Annotated in this window: 22 protein-coding genes and 1 riboswitch; of the genes, 5 read left to right on the top strand and 17 right to left on the bottom strand. The window is 51.9% G+C overall.

The window, feature by feature from the left end; all coding sequences use genetic code 11:
- Window positions 1–4: 4 nt before the first annotated feature.
- The 17 genes from OGX98_RS04380 to pduF all read right to left on the bottom strand — a co-directional run bounded on the left by OGX98_RS04380 (window position 5) and on the right by pduF (window position 14,307).
- The gene (locus tag OGX98_RS04380) at window positions 5–682 is read right to left on the bottom strand and encodes an energy-coupling factor ABC transporter transmembrane protein (protein WP_045444423.1); all 678 of its coding nucleotides are present in this window, start codon (window positions 680–682) and stop codon (window positions 5–7) included.
- Window positions 669–950, bottom strand: coding sequence for an energy-coupling factor ABC transporter substrate-binding protein (locus OGX98_RS04375; protein ID WP_006683999.1), 282 nt, complete (start codon window positions 948–950; stop codon window positions 669–671). The genes OGX98_RS04380 and OGX98_RS04375 overlap by 14 nt, the downstream gene beginning before the upstream one ends.
- Before the next feature lie 2 nt (window positions 951–952).
- Window positions 953–1,690: a cobalt ECF transporter S component CbiM gene (cbiM, locus tag OGX98_RS04370; RefSeq protein WP_045444427.1), complete on the bottom strand. Its 738-nt coding sequence runs from the start codon at window positions 1,688–1,690 to the stop codon at window positions 953–955.
- Window positions 1,687–2,400, bottom strand: a complete 714-nt coding sequence (locus OGX98_RS04365) for a cobalt-factor II C(20)-methyltransferase (protein ID WP_286594882.1) — start codon at window positions 2,398–2,400, stop codon at window positions 1,687–1,689. Before OGX98_RS04365 ends, cbiM begins: the two co-directional genes overlap by 4 nt.
- Window positions 2,397–3,191 (bottom strand): sirohydrochlorin cobaltochelatase, encoded by a 795-nt coding sequence (cbiK, locus tag OGX98_RS04360; RefSeq protein ID WP_045444434.1) that lies wholly within the window; start codon window positions 3,189–3,191, stop codon window positions 2,397–2,399. Before cbiK ends, OGX98_RS04365 begins: the two co-directional genes overlap by 4 nt.
- A 10-nt stretch (window positions 3,192–3,201) precedes the next feature.
- Window positions 3,202–3,987, bottom strand: a complete 786-nt coding sequence (locus tag OGX98_RS04355) for a cobalt-precorrin-6A reductase (protein WP_045444437.1) — start codon at window positions 3,985–3,987, stop codon at window positions 3,202–3,204.
- Window positions 3,984–4,709: a precorrin-3B C(17)-methyltransferase gene (locus tag OGX98_RS04350; protein ID WP_045444439.1), complete on the bottom strand. Its 726-nt coding sequence runs from the start codon at window positions 4,707–4,709 to the stop codon at window positions 3,984–3,986. The genes OGX98_RS04355 and OGX98_RS04350 overlap by 4 nt, the downstream gene beginning before the upstream one ends.
- Entirely contained in the window at window positions 4,709–5,764 is a 1,056-nt protein-coding gene (gene cbiG / locus OGX98_RS04345; RefSeq protein WP_045444441.1) for a cobalt-precorrin 5A hydrolase, read from the bottom strand. Before cbiG ends, OGX98_RS04350 begins: the two co-directional genes overlap by 1 nt.
- Window positions 5,745–6,518 (bottom strand): cobalt-precorrin-4 methyltransferase, encoded by a 774-nt coding sequence (locus OGX98_RS04340; RefSeq protein WP_045444449.1) that lies wholly within the window; start codon window positions 6,516–6,518, stop codon window positions 5,745–5,747. Before OGX98_RS04340 ends, cbiG begins: the two co-directional genes overlap by 20 nt.
- On the bottom strand, window positions 6,511–7,080 hold the full coding sequence (locus tag OGX98_RS04335) for a decarboxylating cobalt-precorrin-6B (C(15))-methyltransferase (protein ID WP_045444452.1): 570 nt from the start codon (window positions 7,078–7,080) through the stop codon (window positions 6,511–6,513). Before OGX98_RS04335 ends, OGX98_RS04340 begins: the two co-directional genes overlap by 8 nt.
- On the bottom strand, window positions 7,070–7,675 hold the full coding sequence (locus tag OGX98_RS04330) for a cobalt-precorrin-7 (C(5))-methyltransferase (RefSeq protein WP_048221155.1): 606 nt from the start codon (window positions 7,673–7,675) through the stop codon (window positions 7,070–7,072). The genes OGX98_RS04335 and OGX98_RS04330 overlap by 11 nt, the downstream gene beginning before the upstream one ends.
- The gene (cbiD, locus tag OGX98_RS04325) at window positions 7,669–8,808 is read right to left on the bottom strand and encodes a cobalt-precorrin-5B (C(1))-methyltransferase CbiD (RefSeq protein WP_286594881.1); all 1,140 of its coding nucleotides are present in this window, start codon (window positions 8,806–8,808) and stop codon (window positions 7,669–7,671) included. The genes OGX98_RS04330 and cbiD overlap by 7 nt, the downstream gene beginning before the upstream one ends.
- On the bottom strand, window positions 8,805–9,437 hold the full coding sequence (locus tag OGX98_RS04320) for a cobalt-precorrin-8 methylmutase (protein WP_045444470.1): 633 nt from the start codon (window positions 9,435–9,437) through the stop codon (window positions 8,805–8,807). Before OGX98_RS04320 ends, cbiD begins: the two co-directional genes overlap by 4 nt.
- 10 nt (window positions 9,438–9,447) lie before the next feature.
- Window positions 9,448–10,407, bottom strand: a complete 960-nt coding sequence (gene cbiB, locus OGX98_RS04315) for an adenosylcobinamide-phosphate synthase CbiB (protein ID WP_284096981.1) — start codon at window positions 10,405–10,407, stop codon at window positions 9,448–9,450.
- Complete coding sequence (locus tag OGX98_RS04310) at window positions 10,404–11,783, bottom strand: cobyrinic acid a,c-diamide synthase CobB (protein WP_286594879.1); 1,380 nt, start codon at window positions 11,781–11,783, stop codon at window positions 10,404–10,406. The genes cbiB and OGX98_RS04310 overlap by 4 nt, the downstream gene beginning before the upstream one ends.
- An 88-nt stretch (window positions 11,784–11,871) precedes the next feature.
- Window positions 11,872–12,046: riboswitch (cobalamin riboswitch) on the bottom strand.
- A gap of 335 nt (window positions 12,047–12,381) precedes the next feature.
- Window positions 12,382–13,293: a transcriptional regulator PocR gene (pocR, locus tag OGX98_RS04305; RefSeq protein WP_045444480.1), complete on the bottom strand. Its 912-nt coding sequence runs from the start codon at window positions 13,291–13,293 to the stop codon at window positions 12,382–12,384.
- A gap of 204 nt (window positions 13,294–13,497) precedes the next feature.
- Window positions 13,498–14,307, bottom strand: coding sequence for a propanediol diffusion facilitator PduF (pduF, locus tag OGX98_RS04300; protein WP_045444483.1), 810 nt, complete (start codon window positions 14,305–14,307; stop codon window positions 13,498–13,500).
- Between the two features lie 524 nt (window positions 14,308–14,831).
- Between pduF and pduA the strand changes: the two genes are divergently transcribed.
- Genes pduA through pduE form a run of 5 tightly spaced genes read left to right on the top strand, consistent with a single transcriptional unit; the run spans window position 14,832 to window position 18,823 of the window.
- On the top strand, window positions 14,832–15,113 hold the full coding sequence (gene pduA / locus OGX98_RS04295) for a propanediol utilization microcompartment protein PduA (RefSeq protein ID WP_003030255.1): 282 nt from the start codon (window positions 14,832–14,834) through the stop codon (window positions 15,111–15,113).
- Window positions 15,113–15,925, top strand: coding sequence for a propanediol utilization microcompartment protein PduB (gene pduB / locus OGX98_RS04290; RefSeq protein WP_045444488.1), 813 nt, complete (start codon window positions 15,113–15,115; stop codon window positions 15,923–15,925). The genes pduA and pduB overlap by 1 nt, the downstream gene beginning before the upstream one ends.
- 18 nt (window positions 15,926–15,943) lie before the next feature.
- Complete coding sequence (pduC, locus tag OGX98_RS04285) at window positions 15,944–17,608, top strand: propanediol dehydratase large subunit PduC (protein WP_048221149.1); 1,665 nt, start codon at window positions 15,944–15,946, stop codon at window positions 17,606–17,608.
- Window positions 17,609–17,618: 10 nt separating this feature from the next.
- On the top strand, window positions 17,619–18,290 hold the full coding sequence (gene pduD / locus OGX98_RS04280) for a propanediol dehydratase medium subunit PduD (RefSeq protein ID WP_045444495.1): 672 nt from the start codon (window positions 17,619–17,621) through the stop codon (window positions 18,288–18,290).
- A gap of 14 nt (window positions 18,291–18,304) precedes the next feature.
- Window positions 18,305–18,823 carry a propanediol dehydratase small subunit PduE gene (gene pduE / locus OGX98_RS04275; RefSeq protein WP_045444498.1) on the top strand — a complete coding sequence of 173 codons (519 nt, stop codon included), beginning with the start codon at window positions 18,305–18,307 and terminating at the stop codon, window positions 18,821–18,823.
- Window positions 18,824–18,825 lie beyond the last annotated feature (2 nt).

Here is an 18,825-nt window from a genome sequence, read left to right as displayed (position 1 = left end):
TTCCTTACAGGTGAAAATCACCCTGATACAGTTTGATATCCAGTGTGGTGGTCATTTGTTGATAGCGGATCAACACGCGCGTAAACAACAATCCCACCAGCATCGCCAGCGAACGATAGCTCAACGGCAAACTACGATAACCAAAACGCAGCGTTTGTGCGCGATGAATGGCGAGCGCTTCGTCTAACAGAATAAAAATAAAGCGCCAGGTCAGCAGGATCTGTTCAGTGAGCAGTCGTGGAACATGCGCACGTTTGAGCAGAATGATTAACTGCGGAAATGGCAAGTTAAGCACCAGCCAGAATGTTGCCGCCAGTGCCGCCAGACTACGCCAGAACGTCTCATTGGCGGTATGTAAGCCCGAGGAGGTGATCCCCAGCCAGTAGCTCCCCACCGGAAGGCTGGCCAGTAAGGTCTGCGGATCGCGACTGACGCTAAATAAAATCGTCACAACACCAACTACCAGAAACCCAAAGGGCAATGCCATCCAGCGGCACCAGCGCCAGAAAGAAATGCGCAGCAACCAGCAACTCAGAGCGGCAATAAGTAACAGCTCAATACCCTGCCCCATCGGGGGCAGAGTAAAGGCCAGGATCATCATCAGCAGCCAGAGCAGGAATTTCCGCTGTGGTGAGACATGAAACCACCGGCTCTGGTAGCTAAGCCTGTCAAGCCCGGTCATCACGACGTTGTCTGCCCTTGGTGTAACCCAGAATGTAGAAAATGACCGCTGCACCAAGAGATCCCTGAAGCGTAAACAGCAGGCTTTCAATCTCTCCGCTGGCGGGTTCATACAACGGCTGGAACCATGGCTCATAATGAGGGGCGATAGCCTGAATCTGGCTTTCTGCTTCGCCATCCGAGCCACCGTATTCTCCGCCGTGGTTAATAAAGAACGGCAGGATCACCAGCGCCACCACCATCCCTAACAGAATCAGCGTCTTTTTCATCGTTAATGTCCTTGTGCCGTAATCAACTGACGTTTGGTTAACTGGTCGTAGATCATCACGGTCAGCAAGCCTTCCGCGATAGCAATTGGGATCTGCGTCAGACAGAAAATCCCCATAAATTTGATAATTGACCCCATCGCGCCTGCCCCCGGATCCGGGAAGGCGACACCCAACTGGACCGAGGTAACAAAATAGGTCACAAGATCCGCCAGCATAGCGCACAGGAAGACGCAGACATCACGACGGAACCCCGCGCGACAGGCCATCTTCCACACCATGTAACCCACTACCGGGCCAATAACCGCCATCGACATGCCGTTCGCGCCCAGCGTTGTCAAACCGCCATGAGCCAGCAGCAACGCCTGGAATAACAAGACGATCGCGCCAAGAATCGCCACGACGCCCGGCCCAAACAGAATAACGGCCAGACCGACCCCAGTCGGATGCGAGCAACTGCCTGTCACAGAAGGAATTTTTAGCGCCGACAGAACGAAAATAAACGCCCCACACAGTGCCAACAGAACTTTCTGGTGGTTATCTTCCTGCACGATTTGACGCAGGCGTACCAGTCCATACCACAGACAAGGTAAAAACAGCAGCCACCAGGCCAGCGCCCACATCGGCGGTAAAAAACCTTCCATAATGTGCATCGCGAACGCTTTTTCAGGGACAATCATCAGTAATAGCGCCGCGGCCAACCCGCTGAAAGACAGCTGTTTTAGCTGTTGTTCAAGCTTCATTGTGCATACTCCCACTGTTTGTTGACCAGAATGGTCGAGAAATAAGGCAGCGGCTGATCGTCACTCACTTCATTGAGATGACGCCAGCACTGCTCACCCGGCAGCGTGGCTTCTGACATCATTAACGCGCAGTCCAGCAGACCCTCTTGTTGTAGCAATGCCTTGATGCGCGCAAAACGACCATACACTTTCATCAGTACCAGACTGTCATGTTGCTTTAACGCCTGCAGGATTTCTGTTTCCGGTGCGGTACAGGAGACAACTGCCAGCGACTGCTGCTCCATAGCAAGCGGCGTTTTTGAGCGGGCGGCAATAGCGGCAAAAGAAGTCACACCAGGGACGATCTCTAACCAGTCAGGGCAGCCAATCCGCTGGAGTAAAAAGACCCAGGTACTAAACAGCATGGCGTCGCCGAGGGTGATAAAACCTACCTGCTTACCGGCATTCACTTCCTGTACCAACGCGGCAGCGACCTCGTCCCAGACGGCTTCTTTTTCCGCGCTGTCAGCACTCATAGGAAAATGGCAGCAGCGCACTTCAGTCTGTTCACCAATGTATTCACGCACGATCGACAGCGCCAGGCTATCCCCACCTTTACGCCCGGCTGGCGCATAGAGAATATCCAGTGCGCCAAGAGTGCGCGCTGCACGCACGGTGATCAGATCGGAAGCACCTGGTCCGGTGCTTAGTGCATACAATTTACCGCTCATGCTGCTTCCTCCAGCGCCACGTTCAGCGCCTGCTGTAAATGTGCCACGAACATGGCACGTACCGCCGGGTTCTCACCCAAACCACTTAACCACGGCGTGGCCGGAATTCCCGCAGCGTTGAATAACGTCTTCCACGAGTCATCTTCATCGGAAGCCATATCATTGATGGCGTGGTCGCCAGCAACTAACATCAGCGGCATCAGATGCACCGCCGTTACACCTTCCTGACGCAAACTTTCAATAATCACTTCCACTTCCGGATAGCTCTCCACTGCCCCTACACGGGCCGGAAAACGCTGCGCCGTCATCATGTGATCGAGACAGGCGTAGGCGGCAAACGCATGGTGACTAGCTCCGTGTCCCATAAACACCACTTTTTCACTCTCTTTAAGCGGCGGCATCTGTTGTTGCAGCGCCAGCATCAACTGCGCGTAATCATCGTGGCTACTCAGTAGCGGTACACCCAGCGTCAGGCGCGAAAACAGCGGGCGCATGCTCTGAACTTCACGGACAATTTTTTCGTATTCGTCACCGTTGATGATGTGCAGCGACTGAATAGCCACATCCTGATAGCCCTGCTCCGCCAGCTTTTGCAGTGCCTGCAGCGGCGTGTCGATATCGATGCCATCACGCTGTTTGAGCTTGCGGATGATCATCCCGGAGGTAAACGCCCGAAACAGATCGCGGTCAGGGCAACTGGCTGCAAGATCACGCTCACAGGCCACAATATTTTTCTCACAGGTGTCGTGGTAGCTGGTGCCAAAGCTGACCACCAGAAGCGCTTTCTTCATCTCTTACTCCTTAAGCAGCGGCCAGCCAGCGCGCTAAACGCGCCCCAAATGCGGCCTGACTTTCCAGTAACTCTTCTCCCGTCACCAAAGGTGCCGGACGTGTAATCACGATGCAGGGGATACCGGCATCCAGACAAGGTTGTACTTTTTCCTGATAACCGCCTTCCGCACCCGATGCTTTAGTGATAACCACATCAGCCAGACACTGGCGGTAGAACGCAGCATTAAACTCGGCGCTAAAAGGACCGCACAGTGCGAAAATTTCACCCACGCCAAAGCCCAAATCCGCACATTGCTGGATAACCTCAGGTACCGGCAGTACGCGAGCCAGCAGCGTTTTATCCGGCAATCCCGTACGCCAGATAGCCAGATCTTTACTACCGGTCGTCAGCAGTACGCGCTCACCGAAGCGTCGCGCTACATCGCAGGCTTGTTGAATACTCTGCACGGTGTACAAATGCGGGTGCGTTAAATCACTCAGTTGCTCAGGGCGCTGATAGCGGCTCAGCAGTACGCCTGCCGCTTCACATGCGCTCATGATGTTACGGCTCACCACTTCGGCATAAGGATGTGAAGCATCGATCACCCAGCGCGTACCATTTTCTTGCAGCCAGGCAATCATCTGCTCCCGCTCCAGGCGTCCACAGCGCACCTGACCTTTGATGTCGCCCGCCAGCTGTTTCCCTGTCGGTGTTGCAACCGACAGGGTATAGGCCACGTTTGCTGCATCCAGTTGCTGGCACAGCATGCGTGCATCGCTGGTGCCACCCATGACCAGTACATCTCCGTAATTCACAGCACATAACCCCGTGGCGTGATCATCAGGCCATCCTGAACATAGGTCGTTTTATTACCAACAATCACCAGACTGGTCATATCAACCGGTTCAAAGTCCATTTCACCCAGCGTGGTCAGCCATTTCTCCTGTTTTTTACGCCCCGCCGACTTCACGATCCCCACCGGCGTTTGCGCGCTTTTACTGGTCGAAAGCAGTTCAAAAGCACGCGCCAGGTGCCCTTCACGGCCGCGGCTGCGCGGGTTGTAGAAACAGATAACGAAGTCAGCTTCACCTGCGGCAACAATGCGTTTTTCAATCACCGGCCATGGTGTTAACAGATCGCTGAGACTGATATGGCAAAAGTCGTGCATCAACGGTGCGCCCAGCAAAGACGCCGCAGCAATACTGGCCGTCATCCCTGGAACCAGCTTGACCTCAACATCCAGCTTCTGCTTGCTGACCAGTTCGAGTACCAACCCGGCCATGCCATAAATCCCGGCGTCGCCACTGCTGATCAACGCCACGTTGTGCCCAGCCTGCGCCAGTTCAATTGCCGCCTGGCAGCGTTCAATCTCTTTGCACATACCGGTTTTGATCACCTGCTTATCACCAGTGAAGGCTTTTACCAGATGGGTGTATGTTTTATAGCCAACAATGATTTCTGCCGCCTGCAGTGCTTCAACGGCTTCCATGGTCATCATTGCCTGCGAGCCAGGGCCAATTCCAATTACGGTTAACATCAGTGTGAAACTCCCAAAGTAATAGTGACGCCCTGTTCACGCAGGGTCTCGCCTAACAGTTGTCCATGACTCAGTAGCCAGGCTGCAGGACCGGAAACACTTCCCGTGCCGACCGTTTTGCGTACAAACGACGAAGCAGGAAAACGGTGTTCATGCTCACGCAGCGCGTCAGCAGTAAAGGTTTCGAAAGGTACGCGACAGCAGGAGGCCAGTTGGATAAGTCCCTGTTCATCTTTTTTCAGCGTGATGCTGCCAATCGCTTTTAACGCCAGCGGATCGAGCCGCTGGGCTTCAAGTTGACGGGCAAGCAACTCGGCTAACAACGGAAATGGCGTATCACGGCGACAACCAATTCCAGCCACCACCCGCTGTGGCACCAGCTTCCAGTGCGGGATGGGCATTTCTGGTAAATCGGTGCGCAGAGTGATGCAAATTAACGCATCCAGTTCCGGTAATTGCGTGAGATCGGTTACGGTGATAAAACCACGGCGATCGCAATGGCTGACGTCCTGTGCCAGTTCATCATCCCACCACAGCCCCACCCGTTTGTTGCTAACCAGCATCTGGTTGACAATTTTTACCACTGAGCGGAAATCGGTCATTCGCGCATTCAACTGGAACGCAAGCGTGTCCAGAGCCGCCATATCATTCACATCCGTCGCGGTCGTAATCACCGGATCAGCCCCCAGCATTCCCGCCAGATAACGCGCAAGGGCATTAGCGCCCCCCGCATGACCTGAGAGCAGGCTGATAACATGCTGGGCACGCTCATCAATCACCACAACCGCCGGATCGCAGAACTTGTCGTTTACCAGCGGGGCCAGTACGCGTACCGCAATACCGGTCGCACCAATAAAAATCAGCGCTGAGTAGTTCGCAAAAGCGTCGCGCGCAGCATTGGCAAAACCGTTTTCGAACGGAAGAAATCCCTCCTCCAGCAACTTTTCACTGGTGAAACAGGTTACCGGCAGCATCGCCGCCAGACGCTTCGCAAGCGTCACGCCGCCCGGTGTCAGGCAAAACAGTGCAATAGATTCAGGCTTTACGGTATTCATGGCTAAAGTCCGCCGCATAGAGTTTGGAGTAGTGGTACTCCGAGCCCAGGAAATTACCGACCAGAATGAGCGCCGTTTTGCGGATCCCTGCATCGCGTACTTTGTCGCCGATATCAGCCAGGGTGCCGCGCACGGTCTGGCTTTCTGGCCAGGTCGCTTTGTAGATGACTGCCACTGGTGTGGTCGCCGGGTAACCGCCTTCAACCAGACGTTCAGCAACCCGGTGAATACGCTGGACAGAAAGATAAATCGCCATGGACGTCTGGTGGCTGGCAAACGACTCCAGCTGTTCACGTTCTGGTACCGGTGTGCGGCCCTCCAGGCGGGTAATAATCAGACTCTGTGAAACTTCAGGTACGGTGTACTCGACACCAAGTTCGGCCGCTGCACCGAGGAATGCGCTGACACCCGGTACAACCTGCCAGTCAATCCCACGTTTGGTCAGCTCTTCGCCCTGCTCACGCACAGAGCCATACAACGAGACATCACCAGTTTGCAGGCGTACTACGGTTTTTCCTGCCTTCACTCCGGCTTCCATCAGGTCGAGGATCTGCTCCAGATGCAGTTCCGCGCTGTCATGGCACTCAGCACCTGCCGGGCAATAATCCAGCAGTTCAGTGTTAATCAGCGACCCGGCGTAGATAACCACCTGCGCCTGTTGCAGCAAGCGGTAACCTTTAAGGGTGATCAGCTCACGATCGCCAGGACCAGCGCCAACAAACCACACACTACGGGGATCAAAAATCTCAGACATGGTTTCCTTCCTTCTGACAGGCGATAACAAAAACGGGATTATTCGGTTTGAAATAGTGACCACTACCGAGCACAGTCAGAGATGAAACCTGCATTTGCAGGCAATCCACCCTCTGTACGCCGAGATGGTCCAGATGAGCCAGGGCGGTATTCAGGTTTTCCTGAAGGATGAACGTCATCACCAACCGTCCTGCCGGATGCAGTTGACGCATCGACCAGTCAATCAGATCGGTCAGATGGCCACCGCTGCCGCCCATAAAGATGGCATCGGCTTTTTCGGTGATGGTCATCGGCGCGATACCGGGAAAAATGTCGATATTCCCGCAGGCAAAATGCTGGCGATTTTCGTCCAGAAGCCTTAACGCATCAGGGTTACGCTCGATAGCCGTGACGCGCAGCGACGGATATTGCAACGCCGCTTCGATTGATACACTGCCGGTTCCTGCACCAATATCAATCAGGTGACTGGCACGGTGTAATTCAAGTTTTGAGAGGGCAAGTGCGCGTACCGCTTCTTTGGTCATCGGCACTTTCCCTCCACGCAGAAAAAGCTCATCTTTCATCGAGGATCACCACTGCATTCATGTCATAGTCGGCATTAATTTCACTGAGAGGCAGGCAGTGGATACGCTCATTTTCCATCGCCAGGTTTTCGCCAATCACCATCCAGCGATGTCCCTTACCCCGTGCAATCAGTTGATGGGCGATTTCACGCGGGCCGCACAGGGCATCCGTGACCATGGCCACTTTGTTATGTCGAGCCAGCTCATCGAAACAAACGTTGCGACCGTGGCTACTGGTGAGCCACATGTCGTTCATATCAATGCCGGACTGCGCACAAAGGTACTGCACCGCACTAATACCGGGAATAATGCGCACATTTTCGATGCCAAAGTGCGCCACCATCCGGGTACCGATTCCGTAAAATAGAGGATCACCAGACGCCAGTACCACCACGTGTCGGTCCTGATGAGCGCTAATCCAGCCCAATAACTCCGGGATGTTGGCCCCGAGGACAAACTGTTCACCGGTAAAATTCGGGAACTGCTGCAGATGCCGCTTGCCACCGACAAGAACATCCGCTATTGCGACCGCATCGCGCGCCGCCGGCGTCATCAGATGCAACCCCGCGGGCCCCATCCCTACAACAGTTAACATTGCATCTCCTCCGCAATCTCGGCGACAGGACGGTTGCTACCAAGGATCTGGTTATCAAAAGAGAACATAATGGCGTCGCAGGTCGGGGGATTTTTCGTAAAGCGCAAAGTTTGCAGAACGCGCATGCAGATACGCTTAGCCAGATGGTTATAGATATGCTGAAAGCCGTATGCGTCGATGTGCTCCATCGCGGCTTCAGTAGTATCGCAGTCACTGACCAGCGTCAGTAACTCCAGCGGGGCACCAAGCAATGCCAGATGGGCAACAAGTGTCTCCATACGGGCATCGGCAATATGGCTATGGGTATGGAAAATTCCTGCTGCTATTTTAATGAGCTTACCAGGATGGCCAACCAGGACGATTTGTCGGAACCCAAGGCGTACCGCCTCTTCAATCATGTAACCCACGAAGTTACTCATGGTGACGACAACCTGCGTATCGATCCCCATCTGTTCGCGGACGAAACGTTCACCGTGGTTGCCCGGCACCAGCACGACGCGATCCAGCCCGGCGGCACGTTTGATTTCGAGTTCCAGCGACAGTGAACGCTTCCAGCTTTCTTCCGACATCGGTGTAACGATACCGGTGGTACCAATGATGGAAATACCGCCCAGAATACCAAGACGCGAGTTGTAGGTTTTTTGCGCCCGTTCTTCACCTTCTGGAGCGAAGATTTCAATTTGCGCTCCGCGATTTGGTCCGATAGCCTCACGTACGGCAGATTCAATCGTCTGGCGAGGCGTTCGGTTAATCGCCGAACTCCCCACCGGCAGGCCAATACCTTTGCGGGTCACCGTACCGACGCCTTCACCACCCTGTAAGCGGATTTCTCCGCTATCGTCTAACGTTACACGGGCGAAAATCAGCATGCCATGCGTGGCGTCCACGTCATCGCCACCATCTTTGCGGATGGCGGCAATAGCCTGCAGTCCTTCAATGTGCGGCGACTCAACATTCAGACATAGCGTCACACCGGAAGGCGTCACAATTGAAACCTGATGGATCAAATGCTGACGCAATACCATCAGCGCAGCCACTTTCGCTGCCGCCGTCGCACAAGATCCTGTGGTGTATCCTTTGCGCAGTGCTTTTCCGTTATGCCATACCGGAGCATCGAAGGGTTGGTCGCTCATCGCTCCCCCTGCATGTGGTAGAGCATAGCGTTGACGATAGCGGCGGCGACATTGCTCCCCCCTTTGCGGCCTAAGGCGGCAATAGCTGGCAAGTTACTTTGCGTCAGTGCATCTTTCGACTCTTCCGCGCCGACAAAACCTACCGGTACGCCGACCACGCCACTGACGGCAACATCGTGCTCAAGCAGGCGGAACAGCGCCGTCGGTGCGTTACCGAAGACAAACAGCTTTTCGCCTTCTTCCTTCACTGCAATATCGACGGCCGCCATTGAACGGGTGATCCCCTGTTCTTTTGCCGCACGCACCACGCGCGGGTCGCTGATATAGCAGCGGCACTCACCGCCAAATTTTGCCAGCAGTGTTTTATTGATCCCGGAAAGCGCCATCGTGGTATCAGTGTAAATCACGCTCGGACGACGTAGCGCGGCGCAAAACTGCTCCAGCACATCACTGGAAAACCAGAGAATGTCCAGCCAGTCAAAGTCTGCCGTGGTGTGGATAACCCGCTTAATGATGGCCTCATGTAACGGACTGGCAAACTGATAGTCCGGACGGGTTTCACTGATGATCTCACCAATAATGTCGAAACTTTTGGCCTCAATCGCCTGGGGTTGCTGGATATATTGCATAGTATTGTCCTCAGGCTACACCGACCAGCAGCCACCGCAGCGCGATAAATAGCGCCAGTGCCAGCGTCGATGCTACCCACATCAATCGAATCGTTTGGGAAATGTCGTCTACCGAAATATCTCGTTGTGCATCACCAATCCACGGTTTCTCAACACGCTCGCCAAAGTAGTCATTAGGACCACCCAGACGAATACCTAATGCTCCGGCAACAGTTGCTTCCGACCATGCACAGTTTGGGCTGCTGTGGTTGTAGCGATCGCGCCAGCCAATATGCAATGCGCGTGAGCCGTCTTTACGGCATAAGAATGCCGCCACACCCAGCAGCAGCCAGCTTAGTCTTGCAGGAATGAAGTTTGCGACATCGTCCAGACGCGCGCTGACCATACCGATTGCACGGTATTTTTCATGTTTGTAACCGACCATGGAGTCCAGGGTATTCACCGCCTTGTAGGCCATCGCCAGCGGGGCGCCACCAAGAAAAAGGAAGAACAGCGGTGCGATGATGCCGTCAACAGTGTTTTCAGCAACGGTTTCCACCACTGCGCGATTGATCTGTTGCGGTTGTAATTGCGAGGTGTCACGGCCCACAATCCATGAGAGTTTCTCACGGCTTTCAGCAAGATTATTGGCACGCAGTGGACGCTCAACATCCCGTGCGGCGTCAGCGAGGCAACGCCCCGCCAGCACGGTAAAGATCATCCAAACTTCAATACCCCAGCCAAGCCAGGGGTGAATTGACTGAGCCAGTGTCAGTACGCCCCAGCACACGCCCCAGGTCAGCCCAACAACGACTATCCACATTACTGCGCCACCAATACGCAGCATCATGTCGCTATGACAGTAACGTCGAATCATTCGCTGAACGGCTGAAATAAGATTACCAATCCAGCGTACCGGGTGCGGCCAGTTCGGCGGGTCACCAATGAAAAAATCAAGAAGCCAGGCAATACACCATGCGAGCAGTGTCATAGCACACTCCTTGCCGCCGCCAGCCAGTGATTAAGCATTTCAGGACGCTGAGCAAAATGAACGTGCAGATAGCTGGCGAAAGTATTGCCCATTTGCCAGCCACCAGACCATGATTGCAATGTTTTACCATCACGAACCTTACGGCAGGCCATCACAGCTGGAATTTCAGGGGTAAAGTCGGAATAATGGAATTCATGTCCGCGCAGCACTTCGCCTGGTGCCGCCAGCAATGTTTGCTCAACAGCCCGCGCTTCACAGTAGCCAAAGCGGGTCAGACGCTTACCCATTTTGCTGTGACCTGGAATAATATCCGCCATCGGCCAGATATCGCCGTTGCTATCCTCCAGCGAGCTTCCAAGATACATAAGACCGCCGCACTCTGCGTAAATCGCCACGCCGCGTTGATGAGCTGAACGCAGTTGCGCCAGCATGCTGGTATTGCCTGAAAGTGTCGCAGCGTGCAATTCAGGATATCCGCCGCCCAACCAAATCATCTGGCAATCAGGTAGATTGCTGTCGTGTAACGGACTAAAACGCACGATGTTGATACCCGCACGTTCCAGTAGCGTAATGTTGTCCGGGTAGTAGAAGTTGAATGCTTCATCATCTGCGATGGCAAGCGTTAACCCGGCGCCTGCATCAGCGGCAGGAAGTGCGGGCCACTCGCCAACAGGTTGGGTATCTATTTGGCTTAGCGTCAGGAGGGCGTCGATATCCAGCGTTTGCTCAAGCGTTGCGGCAAATTCCTGCCATGGCTGCTGATTAACAACCGACTCACGCGCGGTGACTAATCCAAGATGACGTTCCGGGAGAGCCACGCCTTCCACTCGGGGAACATAGCCTAAAACAGGCACTGAACAGTAGCGCTCAATCGCCACTTTAAGTAACCGGTAATGGGTTTCGCTGTTAACCCGATTAACGATTACACCGGCAATATTTAAGGAGGGGTCAAAATGCTGAAAACCCATCACCGTCGCGGCAATAGAGGTTGAAACGGCTTTACCATCAACCAACAAGATGACCGGACAACCCAACTGTTTTGCCATTGCGGCGGTACTACAGTAGTCAGGATCTGTTCCATAGCCGTCATACAATCCCATAACGCCTTCGATAACCGCGATATCCGCATGCTGCATCTGATCGCAAAATAAGGCGTTGAGTGTAGGAATGGGGAGCATAAAGCTATCAAGATTACGGGAAGCCGTACCGCATACAGCGGTATGCCAGGCGGTATCAAGGTAGTCAGGACCAACTTTGCAAGGCTGAACACGCAAACCACGTTTTTTCATCAGGCTTAGCAAACCCAGCGTCACCGTAGTTTTACCACAGCCGCTTCCGGTACCTGCAAGAACAAACGCGTGAAAATTGGCCGCCATACCCTGATCCTGTTCAGGGTGGTAGGGGTGTATAGATACCCAGTCTCTCGACTGTATGCATCTGCGCAACCCACTTCCCACCGAAGTTGTTGGTAGTCACTGACAGGCAGGTCTTCTGGCTTAGCGTCAATCTCACCCGTCCTTCCCAATCTTGCGATCAGTGGTCTATACGGGGTCGTCAGCATCACAGCAGCGGGGGCTGCGGGGGATTCTCACCCCCTTCCCTACCACAAACGTGGCAAACCTGTCAGCTCAGGAGCCTGTTCTAATTAAGCTCCGGACCATGAGATGAAATATCACACCTCATGACAAAATTTCATTTTAAATATTTTCTTGCGTTTACTTAGCCAATGTTATCTCTTCATTAAGCTTATTCTTATGCTTACATTCCAAATGAAAGCATCAATAAATAATAAAGAAAGTCATTCACCCAGACACTGTATCTCATCACAAAAATAAAAACTGGTGCAGTTTATCCTTCCAACGCTATTACTTTGTTGCGCTATGACAATTTATTGACTGCTATCCCTAATTTTCATTTTATAATGACGGACATACAATACGATATCAAAAATCGGCAATAGCAAATTATTGCTATTTATGCCGACTCGCCAGATGAAGCAACATTAATTTGTTGACGAAAAGCCTGTGGCGTAACCTGATAGGTCTGGCGGAATACTTTGCAAAAATAACTGGTTTGTGAAAAGCCTAAATTACGCGCAATGCTGGCGATGCTCCAGTCACTATGGCATAGCAACTCTTTAGCACTGGCCATTCGCTGTTGGTTTACCCAGGCATTAAATCCAATACCCTGATATTTTTTGAACAGCTTACTGAAATAGTACGGGCTCAGGTAAACATGAGAAGCCACATCCTCAAGGCGCAGCTCATCCGATAAATGAGCATCAATGTAGCGCAGCGCCTTTTTCATTTTGCTGTCATGAGGCGTCGGGCTACGACTCGTTTTTGCCGGCTCTGATTGCTGTGGGTTGTCTTTGATAACAACAAAATTCAGTTGTTTCTTAAGACAATTTTCGACGATAAGCTTCAGAAGATCCGCAGAAGCGATGACTCTTGAGTAATCCATTTCAGGAACATTGCGAAATTCACTGACCAGTTCCGGATCGGCTTGCCAGCGATCGTCGACGTTCAAAATATCAACTAATCCAACATCATTGCTTAGACGAACCTGCCCGCACAAAACAAACCCAACCAGGTGGCCCGCGATCACTAAAGGAATCGAGAAATCGGTGAGTCCGGCATGGCAGCGGTAAATACAGGGTTGATCGGATTTTGATGCTTCGAGTCCTCCACAGCGATCGCTCATTCGGCAACGTGTGCTGTGCTGAGGATGCTGGCGCATCAACTGACAAAATGGGGTGAAATTAAATAACTCAGAAATTTCATCACCGTGAATATTGACAACCACAACAGCCAGACTGGTGGCTTGTGCAAAATCCTGTGCGATTTTATTAATGAGTTCTGAGTTCAGGGCGCTCGCAGAAATCATGATAAAACCTCTCAGTTAATTTATTGTTATAAATAAAACATATTATTTACATCCACTTTTCATCTTTCTACCCGGAGCAAGATGAAAAAAGGTGTAATGGACCATAACAAAAGTCTCCCATTCTTGGGAGACTTTTTAACCGGTTCAGGAAACCGGATCACGAAATCAGTTTTTACATTTCATAAATAGGCATTTTCCGTGAAGCTAACCCTCATTATCCTCCAGCTTACACGTATTACAGGGTAAATTTTTGCCAATGAAATAACGATAAATTGCTGCCCCGGCGCAGGCACCGATAATGGGAGCTACAATCGGTACGATGAAGTAGGGAATGTCACGTCCCCCCGTCATCGCAATATCGCCCCATCCGGCAAACCATGCGAAAAGTTTAGGGCCGAAATCACGAGCAGGGTTCATTGCGAATCCAGTGAGCGGACCGGTAGATGCGCCGATAACGGCAACCAGAATACCAATTAGCAGAGGTGCCAGTGGCCCTTTGGGAACACCGTTGCCATCATCGGTAAGCGCCATGATCATGCCCATCAGAATAGACGTAATCACCACCTCTACCAGTGCGGCCTGCCAGACACTCAGTGCAGCAGCGGGATACGTACTAAAAATACTGGCAAGCTGCAGGCTTTCCAGGCTGCCACGAACCATATGATTAGCCGTTTCAAACTCTACAAATAAACTTCCATACAACAAATAGGCCAGTAACGCACCACCAAAGGCACCTGCCACCTGCGCTATGCTGTAGGGCAAAACTTTACGTCCTGGGAAACAAGCAAACAGCCATAAAGCAATAGTAATGGCAGGGTTGAGATGCGCACCAGAAATCCCGGCGGTCAGGTAGACAGCAAGCGAGATCCCCAGACCCCATATGATGCATATCTCCCATAACCCCAAACTTGCACCGGCGACTTTCAGGGCGCTAAGACATCCAATACCAAAAAACAAAAACAGTCCGGTACCCAAAAACTCGGCAATGCATTGCGCTTTTAGAGAATCGTTCATTATGACACCTTCTAAGCAGAGTGCGTGTCTGTACCAGCAAACTCCTTGCTGGCAGTAGAATACATCGAGGCTTACTATAAAAAGCGTTGCCTACAAATTGTTGGCAACATCAGAACGATATGCTCTTAAAAATCGTGTTGCGATAACAAATTATTGCAATCACGTTTATTAAAACAGGCACGAAAGCGGGTTGAAATCCTAATAAAGTGACATTTTAAGAATGACAAAATATTGTTCAGGGCAGATTTCCGTTTTCAAACAAACATCACAATTCCATTTTTAGCGCATAGCAAAGGATATTTAATCTGTCACCACTAAAAATGTAAATCTGGAATTGACATAACCAAATTATCACATTAACAAAATCATTAATATTCAATAAAAACAAGACCATATAATAAAAAACAGCAATTTTATATCACCCGAACCTCACTATTTTTTCACTCTCACTTTCAAGTCAGCCATTCTTTTTCCTCGCTTCTTTTTATAGTCATGAAAATCGGGACAACCCAGGCGAGGTCTTTATGCAACAAGAAGCGTTAGGAATGGTAGAAACCAAAGGCTTGACTGCGGCCATAGAGGCTGCAGACGCAATGGTGAAGTCAGCCAATGTGATGCTGGTCGGCTACGAAAAAATTGGTTCAGGGCTGGTAACCGTTATTGTTCGCGGCGATGTAGGCGCTGTAAAAGCTGCAACAGATGCTGGTGCAGCAGCCGCACGTAACGTGGGTGAAGTGAAAGCCGTACACGTGATCCCACGCCCTCATACCGATGTAGAAAAAATCTTACCGAAGGGAATTAGCTAATGAGCAGCAATGAACTGGTTGAACAGATCATGGCGCAGGTGATTGCTCGTGTGGCAACACCGGAGCAAAAGGCTACCCCTGAAAATAATCATCCAACACGAGAAACGGCTATGGCAGAAAAGAGCTGCAGTTTAACGGAATTTGTCGGCACTGCGATTGGCGATACCGTCGGTCTGGTGATCGCAAACGTAGACAGCGCCTTACTGGACGCGATGAAGCTTGAAAAACGCTATCGCTCCATTGGCATCCTTGGCGCACGAACAGGTGCTGGTCCACACATCATGGCCGCAGATGAAGCGGTAAAAGCAACAAATACTGAAGTCGTCAGTATTGAGCTTCCCCGTGATACCAAAGGCGGTGCGGGTCACGGCTCGCTGATTATCTTAGGCGGCAACGATGTTTCCGATGTGAAACGCGGAATCGAAGTCGCTCTGAAAGAGCTTGATCGCACATTTGGTGATGTCTACGGCAATGAAGCCGGGCACCTCGAGTTGCAATACACCGCGCGAGCCAGTTACGCGCTGGAAAAAGCCTTTGGGGCGCCAATTGGCCGTGCCTGTGGCGTTATCGTCGGCGCACCGGCATCCGTTGGTGTGCTGATGGCTGACACCGCACTGAAATCCGCCAACGTTGAAGTGGTGGCCTATAGCTCCCCTGCACATGGCACCAGTTTTAGTAACGAAGCCATTCTGGTCATTTCCGGTGACTCCGGCGCCGTGCGTCAGGCCGTCATCTCCGCCCGTGAAATCGGTAAAACCGTGCTGGCGACCCTCGGTTCTGAACCGAAAAACGATCGTCCGTCCTACATCTGATATCAGTGAGGCTGATTCATGAGATCGAAAAGATTTGAAGCACTGGCGAAGCGCCCTGTGAATCAGGACGGCTTTGTTAAGGAGTGGATCGAAGAAGGCTTCATTGCGATGGAAAGCCCGAACGACCCTAAACCGTCTATTAAAATCGTTAACGGCATGGTCACTGAACTGGATGGTAAAGCCGCCGGCGAATTTGACTTAATTGACCATTTTATTGCTCGCTACGGTATTAATCTGGCGCGCGCAGAAGAAGTGATGGCGATGGACTCAGTCAAACTCGCCAATATGCTTTGCGATCCCAATGTGAAGCGCAGGGACATAGTTCCGCTGACAACTGCGATGACTCCGGCAAAAATTGTCGAAGTGGTTTCACACATGAATGTCGTTGAGATGATGATGGCAATGCAGAAAATGCGTGCCCGTCGTACCCCTTCTCAGCAAGCGCATGTTACTAACGTAAAAGACAACCCAGTGCAGATTGCAGCGGATGCTGCAGAAGGCGCATGGCGTGGATTTGACGAACAGGAAACAACCGTTGCCGTAGCACGTTACGCTCCATTTAACGCTATTGCTCTGCTGGTAGGTTCGCAGGTTGGGCGTCCTGGCGTATTAACCCAGTGTTCACTGGAAGAAGCTACCGAACTGAAACTGGGCATGCTAGGCCACACCTGCTACGCAGAAACCATTTCTGTGTACGGTACTGAACCGGTATTTACCGACGGCGACGACACCCCATGGTCAAAAGGCTTCCTGGCCTCTTCTTACGCTTCTCGCGGTCTGAAAATGCGCTTTACCTCCGGTTCCGGCTCAGAAGTTCAGATGGGTTACGCCGAAGGCAAATCGATGCTTTACCTGGAAGCCCGCTGCATTTACATCACCAAAGCCGCTGGCGTGCAAGGGTTACAGAATGGCTCCGTCAGCTGCATCGGCGTCCCTTCCGCTGTACCGTCAGGTATCCGCGCGGTACTGGCCGAAAACCTGATCTGTTCTTCTCTGGATCTGGAGTGCGCTTCCAGTAACGACCAAACCTTTACTCACTCGGATATGCGTCGTACTGCTCGTCTGCTGATGCAATTCCTGCCAGGTACTGACTTCATCTCTTCCGGTTATTCTGCCGTTCCGAACTACGACAACATGTTTGCCGGTTCTAACGAAGATGCTGAGGACTTTGACGACTATAACGTTCTCCAGCGTGACCTGAAAGTGGACGGTGGACTGCGCCCTGTTCGTGAAGAAGACGTCATCGCCATTCGTAACAAAGCCGCCCGCGCACTACAGGCCGTGTTTGCCGGAATGGGATTACCACCGATCACCGATGAAGAAGTTGAAGCAGCTACTTACGCCCACGGTTCGAAAGATATGCCGGAGCGTAACATTGTTGAAGACATCAAATTTGCACAAGAGATCATCAATAAAAACCGTAACGGCCTGGAAGTGGTGAAAGCCCTTGCCCAGGGAGGGTTTACTGATGTTGCTCAGGACATGCTCAACATCCAGAAAGCCAAGTTAACCGGAGATTATCTGCATACCTCCGCCATTATCGTCGGCGACGGACAAGTGCTATCCGCAGTCAATGACGTCAACGATTATGCCGGTCCGGCAACAGGTTATCGCCTGCAAGGCGAACGCTGGGAAGAAATTAAGAACATCCCCGGCGCACTTGATCCCAACGAGCTTGGCTAAGGGGTGAACAATGGAAATCAATGAAAAGCTGCTGCGCCAGATAATTGAAGATGTGCTGTCTGAAATGCAGACCAGCGATAAACCCGTCTCTTTTCGCGCGTCCACAACAGCAGTTGCACCACAAACAACGGCTCAAGGTGACAGCTTTCTGACCGAGATTGGCGAAGCCAAACAGGGCCAGCAACAAGATGAAGTGATTATTGCTGTTGGTCCGGCATTCGGTCTGTCCCAAACCGTCAATATCGTCGGCATACCACACAAGAATATCTTGCGTGAAGTGATCGCCGGTATTGAAGAGGAAGGCATTAAAGCACGTGTCATTCGCTGTTTTAAATCCTCCGACGTGGCGTTTGTCGCAGTAGAGGGTAACCGTCTGAGTGGTTCCGGTATTTCAATCGGTATCCAGTCAAAAGGCACTACGGTTATCCACCAGCAGGGATTACCGCCGCTTTCTAACCTGGAGTTATTCCCCCAGGCTCCGCTTCTGACACTGGAAACCTATCGTCAGATCGGTAAGAACGCTGCGCGATATGCCAAGCGTGAATCTCCGCAGCCGGTCCCTACGCTGAATGATCAGATGGCGCGTCCGAAATACCAGGCGAAATCGGCCATTCTGCACATTAAAGAGACCAAATACGTCGTGACGGGCAAAAACCCGCAGGAACTGCGCGTTGCGCTTTGATAAAGGATAACTCCATGAATACCGACGCAATTGAATCGATGGTTCGGGATGTGTTGAGCCGAATGAACAGCCTGCAGGGAGAGACGACCACTCCTGCCACGGCCAGTTCATCAACTCATACCGCAAAAGTCACGGATTACCCTCTCGCGAATAAACATCCGGAGTGGGTAAAAACCGCCACAAACAAAACCCTGGATGACTTTACGCTCGAAAATGTGTTGAGCAACAAAGTCACGGCACAGGATATGCGTATCACACCTGAAACGCTGCGCATTCAGGCTGATATTGCCAAAGATGCCGGACGTGACCGGTTGGCGATGAACTTTGAGCGAGCTGCAGAACTAACCGCTGTACCTGACGACCGCATCCTTGAAATTTACAACGCGCTACGTCCATACCGCTCAACGAAAGACGAGCTAATGGCCATCGCAGACGATCTCGAAAACCGTTATCAGGCAAAGATCTGTGCAGCTTTCGTTCGTGAAGCGGCAGCACTGTATGTTGAGCGTAAAAAACTCAAAGGCGACGATTAATA

It is taken from the genome of Citrobacter sp. Cm046, from assembly GCF_030333065.1.
Classification (GTDB): domain Bacteria; phylum Pseudomonadota; class Gammaproteobacteria; order Enterobacterales; family Enterobacteriaceae; genus Citrobacter; species Citrobacter murliniae.
This window is presented reverse-complemented; position numbering and strand designations above follow the sequence as displayed.